Here is a 16,643-nt window from a genome sequence, read left to right on the forward strand (position 1 = left end):
GCCGCCATGATTTTCTAGGATGGCCGTTCAACGAAGGCGACGGCCTTGTTGCTATAAGTCCATATCGCGCCGTCGCGTTTGCTGACCCCGAGAAACGCGGTCTTTGTACCGGCATATTTCATGTCCATGTTGCCGCCGTCGATGCCATATGCCCATGGGTCGAGGCACAGAAACTCTGTGACCTTGTTGTCGGCTCCTGTAGTGCGGTGGCCGACGATGCCGACATAGTGGGCACCGCCGAGTGAGGCTCGTACCGGCACCTTGTTTTCGAGGTTCTTGATTGTCCAATCCACCGCTTTGCTGGGATCGCGGCCGGCGCTCACCTGGTCGCGAGCCGTCGGTTCGACCATTTTCCAACCCATGTAGCGGACGAATACGATCTTGAGGATCGAACCGCACCAATATTCATTGTTCACTGCCTTCAGGAATCCGCCGTTGTTCTGGTTCCATGGCAGCTTGCTCTTCTTGTAGTTTTCCATCGACTCGTCCGCGGTCGCCAGCAGAATGGGACGGGTGTTAAGCGGCTCGTCCACCAGCATTTCATAGACACGATGGCGGTTGTCCAATTCGTCGCTGGGGTCTCGGTTGCTGTAGAACTTGCGATAAGCGGCGGGCGCCTTGGCCGCGGTCGTGACGCTGTGGAAATAGTGCCAGATCAGGTCGGTTTTCCACGAGGGGTCGCGGGTATGGGTGTCGGGCATGGTGACCTTCCATATATCCAGCGGCGGTCGGACGAGGCGCGCTGAAAGGTTTGTCCTTGCTCGATTGATGACGGTTGACCTTGCAGCGGTGTGTCGGATTGCCGCAGGCATGAACATGCTGAGCCGTCTTAATGGAGATGCAGTCCCGATGCCTCGGCAGCATCATCGGGCGCCAGCCGCGATTCTGTTCAGAAGTTTACCTGGCTCGCTTGGACGCCAGTGACGGTAAGATCGACCATCGCCGTACCGTTGGTAGCGCTGCGCGCAAAAGGCGAGGTCGTCGTTACCCGCCCCGAGGACTGCAAGTGCGCCATGAATTTGGTGCCGTCATGGCTTGACGAGAATCTCGTCGACATTGCGCTCGTCAGGGATCAGGGATTGCCGGCCTCGAAGGCCAGCAGGACGTTGCCGGGCAATCCGCTCCATTGCGCGTAGCCGGAATTGACATACAGCATGCCATCGACGACGACCGGGCCGGGTCCGTCCATGGCGCCGCCATGGGCCTCAACGCCATTCACCGTGGTGTAGTCGCGCGCGGTGTCGATTTCCCACAGCAGCTTTGCATCATCGGTTGCGTAGGCGCGCAGGAAGCCGCTCACGCCGCCCGAGAAGACGACGCCGGGAATCACGGTGATCGCTGCGGACAGGGCGGGACTGCACTGGGGGCGATCGCCGCAGGCGACCGGCGCCACCTGCATCGCGATCTTTCCGGTGGCAAGGTCGAGGCCGAACAGGCCGCCGCCTTCGCTTGAATTCAGGCGCCGCGTGCCGTCGCGAAGGAACCGGACGTCCGAGTTGGCGACATAGATTCGGTCCTGGTCCGCGGCGGAGCCCCACTCGGTTCCTCCGAGCGCGCCACCCTTGCCGATCCGCGTCTGCCACAGGATCTTGCCTTCATGGTCGGGATCCAGCGCGTGGACCACGCCGGATTTCTGGCCGATCACCAGCACGCGTTTGCCGTCCCGCAAGCTCACCAGGATGGGCGATTGTCCGAAGTCATGGTCGGGGCCGCGGTCTTGCGGACAATTGCTCTGGTCGGCGCCGAAACACGCAACGACGAAGCTGTCCTTGGGCGTCGCCTGCTGATGCCAGAGCATTCGGCCGGTCGCGAGATCGAACGCGAGGATGGCATCGCTGGTGTCGGTTGCCGGATCGGCATAGCTGTTCGACGTCGCGACATAGAGCGCTTGGCGCCGCACGTCGATCGTCGGCGCGGACCAGACCGAGGCGCCGGCCGGGCCGAACAGTTGGGTGCCGAGGGCGTTGGTCCGCGTCGGATGCGGCGCTTCAGGGATCGTATAGGACTTCCAGATCTGCGCGCCGCTCTCGGCCTTCAGCGCAACGACGCTGCCGCGAAACGTGCAGCATTGGTAGGTCGGGCGAGACCCGATCGCCTCCTCGATCGACGACACGCCGACATAGACGACGCCGGAATGGAAGACGGGTGCTCCGGTGATCCGGGCGGCCAGATGATCCTCGACCTTGCTTTTCCAGATCAGCGCGCCGGTCGTCGCATTCACCGCGTAGACGTTGGCGCGCACATCGCCAAAGAAGATGGCGAACTGGTTGTTATCCAGCGGTGCAAAGCTGACGGCGGTCCGGACCGGCGCCTCGGTCGGAAACACCCAGCGGGTGCATCCGCTTTTGGCGTCGAGGGCGTGGACCTTGCGATCGCCGCCGCCGACGAACAGCAGGCCGCCGACCACGGCCGGCTGCGCGTTGGCGTTGGACGTGTCAGGGAATCCGAAGGCCCATTTCAGATGCAGCCGGGGGACTTGGTCTGGCGAGAGACCGGCCATGGCCGCCGGCTGAAACCGGCTGTTGTTGATGTCGGCGCCCCAGCCGTTCCAGCGCGGTCCGTCGATCGCCTGCGGAAAGCCGGCCTCGCTCTGCGCGCATTGACCTGCATTCTCGGCCGCCGCGTGCGAAGCGGTCTTTCCGGTGACGAGCGAGGCGATCGCCGCACGCTCGTCACCGGTCAGCCCCTGCGCGAACGATGCCATCGAGCCCGTGGTGATCGCGCCCAGAACCTCGTCGTAGGATCTTGATTGCAGCGCGGCGCGACTTGGCGCGCGAACATCCGTGTTGGTGCCCTCGTGACACTGCGCGCAGCGCTGCGCGTAGAGGGCGGCGGCGCCGCCGCCTTGCTGCGCCGTTGCAGGCAGGCAAGACCCGATCAGGACCACGGCAATCGCAGCACTCAGTTTCATCTGGGTTCACCGGCGTTGGCGTTGATGAGACGGGCGATCGAAGCGTAGCACAACCCGGATGGTTGTCGTCGTGCCCAGCGGAGGCCGGCGGCGGCGCGGCCGGCCGACCTCAATTCGGACGCCTGCCGGCGTGATCTCCCATTGACAGGCCGCCCGAGGTGATAGAATTATAACACAATAAGTTGCAAAAATAACAATGTGTCATCATCGTATCAGCGCCTCGCGCGGGTGATGGGAGGAAGGTTTGGAATTGTCCGGTTCGATCGCGGCCGAGCCTCGGCCGTCGACGTCGCTTTTGATGGTCGGTGGCATCAACAAGCGCTTTGGCGGCGTGCGGGCATTGCGCGACGTCAACCTCGAGGTCCGAGCCGGCGAGGTGCATGCGCTGCTGGGTGAGAACGGGGCCGGAAAATCCACGCTGATCAAGATCCTCAGCGGCGTTCATGCGGCCGACAGCGGCACCATCGAAATCGCCGGCAAACCAGTGACCTTCGACAGTCCGGCAAGATCGCGCGAGGCGGGGATTGCCGTCGTCTATCAGGACCTCAGCCTCGTTGAATCGCTGAGCGTCGCCAACAATCTGCTGCTCGGCCGCGAGCCGCGCGCGCGGTTCGGCTTTGTCCGGAAGCGCGAGCTGATGGCCAGGGCCGAAGCGTTCCTGGGCGAGCTTGGCATTCCACTGGACACCAGAGCGACCGTCGGCTCGCTGCCGTTCGCCTACCGCCAGATGACGGAGATCGCCAAGGCGCTGATGGGCGAAGTGCGGCTCTTGATCCTCGATGAGCCGACCTCCTCGCTGACATCGGATGAAGTCCGCATTCTGTTCGATGCGATCGGCAAGGCGACGCGCCGCGGCGTCGGCGTGATTTATGTCACCCATCGGCTCAACGAGGTGTTCGAGATCTCGCGACGCGTCACGGTGCTGCGCGACGGCGCCAATGCCGGCACCTTCGTCACTGCCGACACCGACATGAAGCGGCTGGTCAACGCCATTATCGGCACCGATCGATTGGCGCCCGCTGCGGCGCGCGTCGTGCCTGCCGCAACGCGCTCGTTCGATCCGTCGCCCGTCCTGTCGCTGTCGGGGGTGTCGAACGACCGTTTGTCCGCCGTCGACTTGTCCGTGATGAAGGGCGAGATCCACGGCCTTGCCGGATTGATCGGCAGCGGACGCACCGAGATTCTGGAGACCATCTTCGGACTTCAACCGGTCGAAAGCGGCACGCTCGCAATCGAAGGGCGACCGTGGCTGCCGAAGAGCGCAGCCGATGCGATCGAGCAGGGCGTCGCGCTGGTGCCGGAAGACCGGCACGTGCAGGGTCTGGTGCTGGATCATTCGATCGAGCGCAACATCACGTTGCCGCGGATTCCGCATTTCTCGCGCTGGGGCTTCATGCAGCAGCGCGCTGCCGCGAGGCGCGCGGACACTGCGGTCGCGCGGCTTTCGGTGAAGGCGCAGGGCGCCTCCAGCCTGGTCAGGACATTGTCCGGCGGCAACCAGCAGAAGGTCGTGTTCGGAAAGTGGAATGATCCGCGGCCGCGCGTGCTGCTGCTGGACGAACCGACGGTCGGCGTCGACGTCGGCGCACGCGAGGAGATCTATGGCGTCATCAGGAATGCCGCCCGCGACGGCAGCGGCGTCCTGGTGGTCTCGTCGGACCTCGTCGAACTGATCGAGCTTTGCGACCGCATCTCGGTGATCGTCGATGGGCGCGTGGCGCGGACGCTTGCGCGCGGCGAGATCGATGATGCCGAAGAGCTCCATCATCTGCTGCAGATCTACCAAGCTTCCGGACAAGGCGTATTGCAAGAGCTGCCCGCATGACCGAACTGACCGCGCCCAACGTCGTCGCTCCGTCGACCCGATCCGATCGTCGCCGCAAGCTCTTGCGGAATCTGCTGCGGGGCGAGCGGCCCTACATGCTGTACATCGCCTTCGTGGTGCTGCTGGTCGTGTTCAGCCTGTCCTCGCCCTGGTTCCTGTCGGTCGACAATTTCTTGAACATCGGACGCCAGACCACGCTGGTGTCGATCATCGCGGTCGGCATGACCTTCGTGATCATCGCGCGCCAGATCGATCTGTCGGTCGCATCGACACTGGCACTGTCGGGCATGGCGGCGGCACTCGCCATGAGCCAGATCAACAACAGCTGGATCGTCGGCGCCGTCGCAGGCCTCGGCACCGGTGCGCTGGTCGGGCTGCTCAACGGCATCCTGACCACGCAGCTCTCGATCCCGTCCTTCCTGGTCACGCTCGGCTCGCTCAGCATGGCGCGGGGCCTCGCGATGATGGTGACCAACACCAAGCCTGTCATCATCACCAACGAGACCTATTTCGCGATCTTCGGCGAAGGCTCGTTCCTGGGCATACCCGTTCCGATCGCCTGGACGCTGGTGGCGATGATCGTCGGCATCCTGCTGCTGCACTACAACGTGTTCGGCCGCCGCATCTATGCGGTCGGCGGCAATCCGACCGCGGCGCTCTATTCCGGCATCAACACCAAATGGGTGACGACCGCGGCTTTCGTGCTGACCGGCGCGCTGGCCGGGCTGGCGGCGCTTGTACTGTCGGCGCGCTCACATGCCGCGCGGCCCGACGTCGTGCAGGGCATGGAGCTCGACGTCATCGCCGCCGTGATCCTCGGTGGTTGCAGCCTGTTCGGCGGCCGCGGCTACATCCTGGGCACGCTGTTCGGCAGCCTCATCATCGGCACACTCAACAACGGCCTCGTGCTGCTCGGCGTCAGCTCGCCACTGCAGCTCGTCATCAAGGGAGCGATCATCGTGGCCGCCGTCGCCTTCACGAAACGCTAGAGCGTGATCCGGAAAGTGCCGCGCATCGGCCGCAAGCCGCTGCGCGGCGAGGTAGGGGCAAGGTCGCCGGCCTCCGGTCAATCGGCGACCAACACGGGAGGAAACAATGAAGCCAATCTTGCGACAAACCCTGCCGCTGACCGCGCTGATCGCGGCGACGGCCATTACGATCGTCCCCTCGGCCCGCGCCGAAGTGCCCGCGACCTGCGTCAAGGGTGTCGATCTCGCGACGCTCGGGCCGAAATCGATCGTCGGCCAGGGGCCGCACGGCGAGAAGGCTGCATCGCCCGAGGTGCTCGCGCTGTCGGACGCCGACGCCGCCAAGATCAAGGAGAAGCACTTCAAGGTCGGCATTTCCATGCAAACCGTCAATCTCGACTGGGCGCAACTGCAGATCCAGGGCATCACCGATACGCTGAAGAAGTACGGCGTGACGGTGACGGGTGTCGCGTCCGCCGAATATCAGGTCGACAAGCAGATCGCCGATATCGAGAACACCATCCAGCAGCATCCGGACGGTATCATCTCGATTCCGGTCGATTTCACCGCGACCGCGCCGACCTACAAGAAGGTCGCCAAGGCCGGTATCAAGCTGGTGCTGATGGACAGCATTCCGACCGGCCTCAAGCATCCCGACGAATATGCCTCGATGATTTCGGCGGACAATCTGGGCAATGGGCAGATAGCGGCGCAGATCCTGGCGTCCTGCATGGCGCAGGGCGCCACCATCGGTCTCGTCAACTTCGGCGTCGACTATTTCAGCACCAACGAGCGCACCAAGGGCGTTCGCGAGTGGATGCAGAAGAACCGGCCGGACATCAAGATGAAGCAGGTCGACTTCACCGATCCGCCGAAGGTGTCGCAGATCGCGGGCGACTTCCTCACCGGCAATCCCGACGTCAAGGGCGTGTTCGCGGTCTGGGATCAGCCGGCGCTGGATACGCTGAGCTCGATGCGCGCACAGGGTATCGACGTTCCGGTCACCACCGTGGATCTCGGCCTGCAATCGGCGATTGAGATCGCGAAAGGCGGGCCGCTGAAGGCGACCGGGTCGCAGCGTCCCTATGATCAGGGCGCCGCGGAGGCGATGGCCATGATGAACGCGCTGCTCGGCAAGGAAACGCCGGCCTGGGTCGGTGTGCAGTCGCTGCCGGTGACGCAGTCGAACGTGCTGGAATCCTACAAGACGGTGTTCAAGAAGGAGCCGCCGCCGGAGCTGACCGACGCTTGCAACAAGGCGAAGCCGGCCTGCAACTGATCTTTGGCCAGCGATGCGCGGTGTCGCAACGGCGTGCATCGTGGACGAAGCTGACCCGGGCGAGCCAGCCCCCGCCCGGGTCAGAACGTATTCGAGCGAAGGCTGCGCGCTCGTTTCACCTCTCCCCATGGGGAGAGGTCGATTTGCAGAGCAAATCGGGTGAGGGGGCGCAGCTCCAAAGAGCGACCGTAACCCCTCACCCGGCGCTGCGCGCCGACCTCTCCCAAGGGAGAGGTGAACCTCTGCCGGTTCAACCTAATCTCATCAAGAGATTGCGCTGGTCACATATTCCACGGGAAGGCTGCGGAAGTGCTTGCGCATGTCCGATGACGCCGTGCCACCGACGATGATCCGCGAGAACGCGCCGATATCGGAGAAGAATGCCGACTTCAGGCTGCCGAGCTTGCTCGCGTCGACCACCAGGATGCTCTCCATCGCGGTCTCGATCACGGCCTGCTTGACGGCGACCTCGTGAAAATTGGAGCAGCTCGCGCCGCGGGTCCAGTGCACGCCGCCGGCGGAGATGAAGGCCTTGTTGATCCCGAGCCGCCGCAGGTAGGACAGCCCGTCGTCCGACGCAAAGGATTGCGACGAGGGATGATAGAGGCCGCCCATCAGCATCACCTGCGTGGCCGGCCGGCGCGTGACGATCGACGCCACGTTCATCGAATAGCAGATCACCGAGAGCGGCAGGTCCTCAGGCAGGCAGTCCGCCAGTGACTGCATCGTCGTGCCGCAGTCGACGAAGATCGTATCATCCGCCTGGATCAGGGCAGCCGCGGCCCGGCAGGCGAGACGCTTGTCCTGGGTGTGCTGATCGATCTCCTGCTCGAACGCGTATTTGATCCCGGTCGGCGACGCCGCATTGACGACGTAGCCGCCGAGCAGCGCGAGCGCGGCGTCCGGCCCGGCGAGGTCGCGCCGGACGGTCATTTCGGAAACCTTGAGGAGCTCGGCGGCGTCCTTCAGATGCAACGTGCCGCTCGACTCGACGGCGCGGCGGAGCCTCTGCAGGCGCTGGACGCGCGTCTCGCTTGGTCGTGCGTTCGATGTTTCAGCCATTTTGATCGCCGGGCTTGCTTATCCGATTGACAATGATCTTACAATGTTGTGAGTTTATCAACGTCGATTTGTTACAATAATAACATTCAGTCCAACGGGCTGATCCGGTGGTCGGAACGATGTCGTTCCCAGGCAGTCGGCAAACCCAGCGGCAAGGTCAGGGGAGGATCACATGTTGCGATCGACACATTCAGTCTATCTGGCGATTTCGTCGATTCGCTAGGACCGCACGGCGCCGTCATGACGCAGAGCGTCTTCATACAGAATCCGTCGGCATTCGCTGCGCAGCCGTCCTCTCCGGGTGCGGAGCGTGCGTTCCCGCGCAACAGCGGCCGTGCGCTCGAGATGGATTGGGTCGACGAGATCAGGATCAATCTGTCGGCCGCCGAACGGCGGGTCGCGAGCCTGCCGGGCCGGCGCACGGTCAAGAAGGATGCGCAGGCAGCGTGGCTTCTCAAGGCGATCACCTGCATCGACCTGACGACGCTCAATGGCGACGATACGACCGAGCGGGTGAAGCGCCTCTGCGCGAAGGCCAAGGCGCCCGTGCGCGGCGATATCATCGAGAAGCTCGGCTTCGCCGGGCGCGAACTGCATACCGGCGCGGTCTGTGTCTACCACCGGTTTGTCGGCACGGCCGTCGAAGCGCTCGATGGATCCGGCATCCCGGTCGCCGCGGTCTCGACCGGCTTCCCGGCGGGGCTCGTTCCCCACGAACTCAAGCTGAAGGAGATCGAGGCGTCGGTGCGCGACGGCGCGCAGGAGATCGATATCGTCATCACGCGTGAGCATGTGCTGGCCGGCGACTGGCGGGCGCTTTACGCCGAGGTGCAGGATTTCCGCGCCGTCTGCGAGAACGCGCATCTAAAGACGATCCTGGCCACCGGCGACCTCAAGACGCTGCGCAACGTCGCCAAGGCATCGATGGTCTGCATGATGGCCGGTGCCGATTTCATCAAGACCTCGACCGGCAAGGAAGGCGTCAACGCGACATTGCCGGTGACGCTGGCGATGCTGCGGATGATCCGCGTCTATCAGGAGCGCACCGGCTTCAAGATCGGCTTCAAGCCGGCCGGCGGAATCTCGACGGCAAAGGACGTGCTCAACTACCAGTTCCTGATGAAGGAGGAGCTGGGACGCGACTGGCTTGAGCCGGACCTGTTCCGCGTCGGCGCCTCCAGCCTGCTCGCCGACATCGAGCGGCAGCTTGAGCATCACGTGACCGGCCACTACTCGGCCTTCAACCGCCACCCCGTGGGATGAGACTCCAGCGATGAGCGTCGCAAACTATTTCGAGACCATGGAGTATGGCCCCGCGCCCGAGGCGGACGGCGAGACACGCGCCTGGCTGGCGCGGCATGGCGCCACGTTCGGGCATTTCATTGCCGGCAAGTTCACGGCGCCGCATGCGGGCAAGCACCTCACCACGACCGAGCCCGCCACCGGCAAGACGCTGGCGCGCATCGCGCAGGGCGCTGCCGCCGACGTCGAGGCTGCGGTCAACGCCGCGCGCACCGCGCAGGCCGCGTGGGCGAAGCTCGGCGGCCACGGCCGCGCGCGTCATCTCTATGCCTTGGCGCGCATGCTGCAACGTCATGCCCGGCTGTTCGCGGTGCTGGAGGCGATCGACAACGGCAAGCCGATCCGGGAAACCCGCGATCTCGACGTGCCGCTTGCCGCGCGCCATTTCTACTATCACGCCGGCTGGGCGCAGTTGCAGGAGCGGGAATTCGCCGATCAGGCGCCGATCGGGGTGATCGGGCAGATCATCCCGTGGAATTTCCCGCTGCTGATGCTGGCCTGGAAGATCGCGCCGGCGCTCGCGGCGGGCAACACGGTGGTGCTGAAGCCGGCGGAGTTCACCTCGCTCACGGCGCTGCTGTTCGCCGAGCTTTCAGCCGAGGCCGGCCTGCCGCCGGGCGTGCTGAACGTCGTGACCGGCGACGGCGCGACCGGTGCGTTGCTGGTTGAAAGTCCTGTCGACAAGATCGCCTTCACCGGCTCGACCGAGGTCGGGCGGCTGATCCGCCAGTCGACCGCAGGCACCGGCAAATCGCTGACGCTTGAGCTCGGCGGCAAATCGCCGTTCATCGTGTTCGACGACGCCGATATCGATGGTGCGGTGGAAGGCGTTGTCGACGCTATCTGGTTCAACCAGGGCCAGGTCTGCTGCGCGGGGTCGCGGCTGCTGCTGCAGGAGGGTATTGCGGAGACCTTCCGCAGGCGCCTGATCCGCCGCATGGAGACGCTTCGCGTCGGCATGCCGCTCGACAAGGCGATCGACATGGGCGCGGTGGTGGCGCCGGTGCAGCTCGAGCGGATCAAGTCGCTGGTCGAGACCGGGGTGAAGGAGGGCGCCGAGAAATATCAGGCGTCCGGCGCGATCCCGGCGGAAGGATGCTTCTATCCGCCGACTTTGCTCTGGAACGTGCATCCATCCTCGACGGTTGCGACCGAAGAGATTTTCGGCCCGGTCCTGGTGGCGATGACGTTCCGTACGCCCGACGAGGCCGTGATGCTCGCCAACAACACGCGCTACGGCCTTGCCGCCAGCGTGTGGAGCGAGACGATCGGGCTGGCGCTCGACATCGCGCCGAAGCTTTTGGCCGGCGTGGTCTGGGTCAACGCCACCAATCTGTTCGACGCCAGCGTCGGCTTCGGCGGCTATCGCGAGTCCGGTTTCGGCCGCGAGGGCGGCCGGGAAGGCATGGTTGAGTACCTCAAGCCGAAGGCCTGGAGCGGGCGCAAGCCCCGGGTCAAGGCATCGCCCCTGCCGACGGCTTCCGGGGCCGGCGCCGGATTCGACGTGCCGCCGATCGATCGGACGGCAAAGCTGTTCGTCGGCGGCAAGCAGGTGCGTCCGGACGGCAATTATTCGCGCGCGGTGCTCTCGCCGAAGGGGCGGCGCCTGGGCGAGGCAGGCGAGGGCAATCGCAAGGACATCCGCAATGCGGTGGCGGCAGCGCGCTCCGCTGAATCGTGGGCGCGGGCGACGGCGCATAATCGCGCCCAGATCCTCTACTACCTTGCCGAGAACCTTTCCGCGCGCGGCGACGAGTTCGCCCGGCGCATCGCCGACATGACCGGCGTATCGCCGGCAAAGGCGCACGCGGAAGTCGATGCGAGCATCGAGCGGCTGTTCAGCTATGGCGCCTGGGCCGACAAGTTCGAGGGATCCATCCACGCGCCGCCGCTGCGCGGCGTGGCGCTCGCGATGCACGAGCCGATCGGCGTGGTCGGCGTCGCCTGTCCGGACGAGGCGCCGCTGCTTGCCTTCATCAGCCTGGTGGCGCCGTTGATCGCGATGGGCAACCGGGTCGTCGCCGTGCCGAGCGAGCGGCATCCGCTCGCCGCGACCGACTTCTACCAGGTGCTCGAGACGTCGGACGTGCCGGCTGGCGTGGTCAACATCGTCACCGGCGATCGCAACGAGTTGGTCAAGGTGCTTGCCGAGCACGACGATGTCGACGCGCTCTGGGCGTTCGGATCGCAGGAGGCCTCGGCGGCAGCCGAACGGCTGTCGATAGGCAATCTCAAGCGGACGCTGGTCGATCATGGCCTGGCGCTCGACTGGTACGACAAGGCCGCGAGCGAGGGCCCGATCCTGCTCCGCCATGCCGTGCAGGTGAAGAACATCTGGATTCCGTATGGCGACTAGCGCGTTTTCGAGCGAGTTCTAGAGACATCACCTTGCGGTGATACGGATGGGGGATCCGGACCGTCAGAGTTCGGCAAATTTGAAGACGAGGGAGGGACGCAACATGCTCAAGGGCATCAATCCACTGCTCAATGCCGACGTGCTCTATGCCCTGCGGGCGATGGGGCACGGCGATCGCCTGGTGGTGTGCGACACCAATTTTCCGGCCGACTCAATCGCGCGCCAGAGCGTGTTCGGCGAGTTGCTGCGCATCGACAATGTGAGCGCCGCCAAGGCCGTCGAAGCCGTGCTCTCAGTGATGCCGCTCGATACGTTCGTCGATGATGCCGCGATCCGCATGGAGATTGTCGGCCAGCCGCAGGAAGTGCCCCCCGTACAGCACGAGGTGCAGGCCGCGATCGATCGCGCCGAGGGACGATCCTGGCCTCTGGTCGGCGTCGAGCGCCATGCGTTCTACGAGAAGGCCAAGGCGGCCTATTGCGTGATCGCGACCGGCGAGCGCCGCTTCTACGGCTGCTTCTTGTTCAGCAAGGGCGTCATCGCGCCGGACGGGGAGTGACGACATGGGCAAGAATGGCGTCGCCGTCCTCGGCGTGTTCGTCGTCGACCTCGCGTTCCGCGCCGGCAACATGCCGGCGATCGGCGAGACGATCGCTGGGTCAGGCTTCGCCATGGGGCCCGGCGGCAAGGGATCCAACCAGGCGGTCGCGGCCGCGCGAGCCGGCGCCGGCGTGAGCTTCATCTCCCGGATCGGCAGCGACGCCTTCGGCGAGCTTGCGATCAAGACCTGGGAGGCCGAGGGAATCCGGCCGCGCGTGGCAAGGACTGCTGAAGCGCCGACCGGCGCGGCGTTCATCTATGTCCACGAGACGCGCGGCGACAACGCGATCATCGTGGTGCCGGGCGCCGCGGGCGGCATCAGCCCGGCCGATGTCGATGCGGTGGCGGACGCCATTTGCGACTCCCGTGTGTTCGTGACGCAGCTCGAGCAGCCGGTCGATGCGGCAATGCGCGGGCTCGAGATCGCGCGCGCGGCCGGCAGCATCACGGTGTTCAATCCGGCGCCGGCGATCAAGTTCGACGACAGCCTGTTTGCGCTTTGCGACTACGTCGTTCCCAACGAGACCGAGGCCGAAGCGCTGACCGGAATCGCGGTCGGCGACCTCGCCGGCGCCCGCCGCGCCGGCGACGCCTTGCTGGCGAGGGGCGCAGGCACCGCGCTGATCACGCTCGGCGAGCGCGGCGCGCTGTTCCATGGGCGCGACCGCTCGCTGCACGTGCCGCCCTTTGCCGCCGGCAAGGTGGTCGAAACCACCGGCGCGGGCGACGCCTTCGTCGGCGGCTTCGCGGCGGCGCTCGCCGACGGCGTCGATCCGCTCGAGGCCGCGCGGTTCGGTTCGGCCACGGCGGGAATCTCGGTGACCCGGCCGGGCACAGCGCCCGCGATGCCGCAGCGCGCAGAGATCGACGCGCTGCTAAAGGGTTGATGCTGCGATGATGCGGAATGATCCGATCAAGCATGTCTTCATCTGGCCCGCGGTGCTCGTCGTGCTGGCGATCTCGATCTTTCCGCTGATCTATTCGCTCACCACGAGTTTCCTCAGCTATCGCCTGATTCCGCCGATCCCGCCTCGCGTCGTCTGGCTCGGCAATTATGGCACGCTGTTGCAGGAGCCGCGGTTCTGGAACGCGCTCTTCACCACGACGCTGATTGCGCTCATCGCGGTCGGACTGCAATACGCGATCGGCTTCGGCGTGGCTCTCGCGTTGAATGCGCGTGTGCCCGGCGAGCGGCTGTTTCGCGTCGCCTTGCTGCTGCCGATGCTTCTAGCGCCGGTCGCGGTCGCGCTGGTGGCGCGCATGATCTTCAACCCGACCATGGGGCCGCTTAACCAGTTCCTGTCGAAGTTCGGCCTTGCAAACCTGCCGTTCCTCACCAATGGACATTGGGCGCTCGCCTGCATCATCGCGGTCGAGGTCTGGCAGTGGACCCCGTTCGTCATCCTGATGATGCTGGCCGGCCTGCAAACCCTTCCCGAGGATGTCTACGAGGCCGCCGAGCTCGAGAATGCCAGCGCCTGGCAGCAATTCTGGGGCATCACTTTTCCGATGATGCTGCCGATCTCGGCCGCGGTCGTCTTCATCCGCCTGATCGAGAGCTACAAGATCATGGATACGGTGTTCGTGATGACGGGCGGCGGGCCCGGCGTGGACACCGAGACGCTGACATTGTTCGCCTATCAGGAAGGCTTCAAGAAGTTCAATCTCGGCTACACGTCGGCGCTCAGCTTCCTGTTCCTGATCGCGATCACGATCATCGGCGTCACCTATCTGGCGCTGCTACGGCCGCATCTGGAGAAGCGCCGATGAGCGGACAGGGCTTGACCGGACTGTCGCCATGGAGCCGCCGCCTGGTCGCGGTCGGCGTTCTCGCCTGGTGCCTGATCACGGTGTTTCCGCTCTATTGGGTGGTGGTGACCGCATTCAAGACGCCGCCGGGCGTCGTCGGCGGGCCGACCTATCTGCCGTTTATCGATTTCACGCCGACCCTGCAGCCGTTCATCGATCTCTATCAGGGCATCCGCGGCGAGTTCTTCCGGACATTCCTGAACTCGACCATCGTGGGGCTGTCGGCGGCGGCGATCGCGACCGCGATCGGCGCGATGGCCGCCTATGCGCTGGTGCGGTTCGAATTCAGGGTCCGCCTCGGCGCGGGCCTCGCCTTCTTCCTGCTCGCGCTCGGCGGCTACCTGCTGTTCAACACGATGTTCGCCTTCACGCGGCCGCAGGCATTGCTGCTCGCCTTTCCGATCGCGCTGGTCGTGGCTGTGGTCGCCAATCGCCTGCCGCTGCCTGGACCGATCCTCGGCAATGAGGACATCCTGTTCTGGTTCGTCAGCCAACGCATGTTCCCGCCGATCGTCACCGCCTTTGCGCTGTATCTGCTCTACAGCGAGATCGGCCGGTTGGGTTTCCAGCTGATCGATAGCTTTGTCGGCCTGACGCTGTGCTACGTCGCTTTCTCGTTGCCGATCGTGGTCTGGCTGATGCGCGACTTCTTCGAGGCGATCCCGATCGAGGTCGAGGAAGCCGCGATGGTCGACAACGTGCCGAGCTGGCGCATCTTCATCGGCATCGTGGTGCCGATGTCGATGAACGGGCTGCTGGCGACGTTCATGATCACGCTGGCTTTCGTCTGGAACGAGTTTCTGTTCGCACTGTTCCTGACCAATTCGAGATGGCAGACGCTGCCCCCATCCTGGTCGCGGGACAGAACAGCCAGCGCGGCGACGAATGGTGGGCGATCTCGGCCGCGGCGCTCGTCGCCATCGTTCCCATGATGATCATGGCGGGCCTGCTCAGCCGGATGATGCGGTCGGGCCTGCTGCTCGGGGCCATCAAATAGCAAAAACTTTGTAGGGAGGACTACACGATGTTGCGACGGACGTTCCTGATGTTGACCACCTCGCTCGCGCTGGCCTGCGCCGCGAGCCAGGCGAACGCTGCCTGTAGTCCGGATTACACCGGCGTCACCCTGACGGTGGCGTCGCAGACCGGGCCGTATATCGCCTCCGCCCTCAAGCTCGGCGCGGATGAATGGGCCAAGAAGACCTGCGGCAAGGTCAATGTCGTCGAGTTTCCCTGGTCCGAGCTCTATCCGAAGATCGCGACATCGCTGACGGCATCGGACGCGACGTTCGATCTCGTCAGCTTCGCGCCGGCCTGGCTGCCGGACTTCGTGCCCTATCTCAGCGAGATGCCGAAGGAGATGCAGTCCGGCAAGGACTGGGACGACATCGAGCCGGCCTATCGCGAACGCCTGATGGTGTGGGAAGGCAAGATCTATTCGCAATCGATGGACGGCGACGTCCACACCTACACCTACCGCACCGACCTGTTCAGCGATCCCAAGGAGAAGGACGCCTTCAAGGCGAAATACGGCTACGACCTCGCGCCGCCGAAGACCTGGAAGCAGTATCTCGACATCGCGGAGTTCTTCCAGCGGCCCGACAAGGGGCTGTGGGGAACGGCGGAAGCCTTCCGTCGCGGCGGCCAGCAGTTCTGGTTCTTCTTCAGCCATGCGGCCGCCTACACCAACAATCCGAACTATCCGGGCGCGATGTTCTTCGATCCCGAGACGATGGATGCGCAGATCAACAATCCGGGCTGGGTGAAGGGGCTCGAGGAATACATCCGCGCATCCAAGCTCGGACCGCCCAACGCGCTGAACTTCTCGTTCGGCGAGGTGAACGCGGCGGTCGCTGGCGGCCAGGTGGCGGAATCGATCGGCTGGGGCGACACGGGTGTGATCGCCGCCGACCCGAAGCAATCGAAGATCTCGGGCAAGGTCGGCTCGGCGATGCTGCCCGGTTCGGACGAGATCTGGAACGCGAAGACCAAGAAATGGGATAAATTCCCGAGCGTCCTGCCGGGCCCGTTCATGGCATTCGGCGGCTGGCAGATCGCCGTGCCGAAGGCCGGCAAGAACCAGCAGGCGGCGTGGGACTTCGTCAAGACGCTGACGAGCCCCGAGGTGTCGGGCCAGGCGGCGATCACCGGCGGCAGCGGCGTCAATCCCTATCGCAAATCGCACACCGCCAATCTGCAGCTGTGGAGCAAGATCTTCTCGCCGCAGGAGGCCAAGGAATATCTCGGCGCGCAATCGGACTCCATCAACGCCAAGAACGTCGCGCTCGACATGCGTCTGCCCGGCTATTTCTCCTATACCGAGGTCGTCGAGATCGAGCTCGGCAAGGCGCTGGCCGGCCAGACCACACCGCAGGCGGCGCTCGACGCGATGGCGAAGGAGTGGAATCGCCTGACCGACGAATTCGGTAGGGCCAAGCAGCTCGCGGCCTATCGCGCGGCGATGGGCCTGCCGTCGAAGAACTAACTTTCAACCGAGGCGTCCCGGATGATGCGCGAGTGTCATCCGGGAC

General features: G+C 64.7%; 12 protein-coding genes and 1 pseudogene. 10 read left to right on the top strand and 3 right to left on the bottom strand.

Going from position 1 to position 16,643, the window contains the following annotated elements; translation table 11 throughout:
• Positions 1–14: 14 nt before the first annotated feature.
• Positions 15–701, bottom strand: a complete 687-nt coding sequence (locus ACVILL_RS23835; protein ID WP_456731259.1) for a hypothetical protein — start codon at positions 699–701, stop codon at positions 15–17.
• Between the two features lie 371 nt (positions 702–1,072).
• Entirely contained in the window at positions 1,073–2,911 is a 1,839-nt protein-coding gene (locus ACVILL_RS23840; RefSeq protein ID WP_456731260.1) for an outer membrane protein assembly factor BamB family protein, read from the bottom strand.
• A gap of 250 nt (positions 2,912–3,161) precedes the next feature.
• Here ACVILL_RS23840 and ACVILL_RS23845 point away from each other — a divergent pair, with 250 nt between their 5' ends.
• From ACVILL_RS23845 to ACVILL_RS23855, 3 genes are all read left to right on the top strand, one after another.
• On the top strand, positions 3,162–4,736 hold the full coding sequence (locus ACVILL_RS23845; RefSeq protein WP_456731261.1) for a sugar ABC transporter ATP-binding protein: 1,575 nt from the start codon (positions 3,162–3,164) through the stop codon (positions 4,734–4,736).
• Positions 4,733–5,725: an ABC transporter permease gene (locus tag ACVILL_RS23850; RefSeq protein ID WP_456731262.1), complete on the top strand. Its 993-nt coding sequence runs from the start codon at positions 4,733–4,735 to the stop codon at positions 5,723–5,725. The genes ACVILL_RS23845 and ACVILL_RS23850 overlap by 4 nt, the downstream gene beginning before the upstream one ends.
• A 106-nt stretch (positions 5,726–5,831) precedes the next feature.
• Positions 5,832–6,983 (top strand): substrate-binding domain-containing protein, encoded by a 1,152-nt coding sequence (locus ACVILL_RS23855; RefSeq protein ID WP_456731263.1) that lies wholly within the window; start codon positions 5,832–5,834, stop codon positions 6,981–6,983.
• 264 nt (positions 6,984–7,247) lie between these two features.
• Here ACVILL_RS23855 and ACVILL_RS23860 read toward each other — a convergent pair whose 3' ends face one another.
• Positions 7,248–8,045 carry a DeoR family transcriptional regulator gene (locus ACVILL_RS23860; RefSeq protein ID WP_456731264.1) on the bottom strand — a complete coding sequence of 266 codons (798 nt, stop codon included), beginning with the start codon at positions 8,043–8,045 and terminating at the stop codon, positions 7,248–7,250.
• A 345-nt stretch (positions 8,046–8,390) separates the two neighbouring features.
• Between ACVILL_RS23860 and deoC the strand changes: the two genes are divergently transcribed.
• The 7 genes and pseudogenes from deoC to ACVILL_RS23895 all read left to right on the top strand — a co-directional run bounded on the left by deoC (position 8,391) and on the right by ACVILL_RS23895 (position 16,597).
• Positions 8,391–9,308 (top strand): deoxyribose-phosphate aldolase, encoded by a 918-nt coding sequence (gene deoC, locus ACVILL_RS23865; RefSeq protein ID WP_456734346.1) that lies wholly within the window; start codon positions 8,391–8,393, stop codon positions 9,306–9,308.
• Positions 9,309–9,318: 10 nt separating this feature from the next.
• Complete coding sequence (locus tag ACVILL_RS23870) at positions 9,319–11,703, top strand: aldehyde dehydrogenase family protein (protein WP_456731265.1); 2,385 nt, start codon at positions 9,319–9,321, stop codon at positions 11,701–11,703.
• Between the two features lie 103 nt (positions 11,704–11,806).
• Positions 11,807–12,262 (top strand): RbsD/FucU family protein, encoded by a 456-nt coding sequence (locus tag ACVILL_RS23875; RefSeq protein ID WP_456731266.1) that lies wholly within the window; start codon positions 11,807–11,809, stop codon positions 12,260–12,262.
• Between the two features lie 4 nt (positions 12,263–12,266).
• A complete protein-coding gene (gene rbsK / locus ACVILL_RS23880; RefSeq protein WP_456731267.1) occupies positions 12,267–13,190 on the top strand; it encodes a ribokinase in 924 nt (307 codons plus the stop codon).
• Between the two features lie 7 nt (positions 13,191–13,197).
• Complete coding sequence (locus ACVILL_RS23885; RefSeq protein WP_456731268.1) at positions 13,198–14,073, top strand: carbohydrate ABC transporter permease; 876 nt, start codon at positions 13,198–13,200, stop codon at positions 14,071–14,073.
• Positions 14,070–15,109 (top strand): annotated as a pseudogene (locus ACVILL_RS23890) (carbohydrate ABC transporter permease). The gene ACVILL_RS23885 and the pseudogene ACVILL_RS23890 overlap by 4 nt, the downstream one beginning before the upstream one ends.
• Positions 15,110–15,139: 30 nt before the next feature.
• On the top strand, positions 15,140–16,597 hold the full coding sequence (locus ACVILL_RS23895) for an extracellular solute-binding protein (protein WP_456734347.1): 1,458 nt from the start codon (positions 15,140–15,142) through the stop codon (positions 16,595–16,597).
• The last annotated feature ends 46 nt before the right edge of the window (positions 16,598–16,643 follow it).

It is taken from the genome of Bradyrhizobium sp. USDA 3364 (assembly GCF_054056355.1).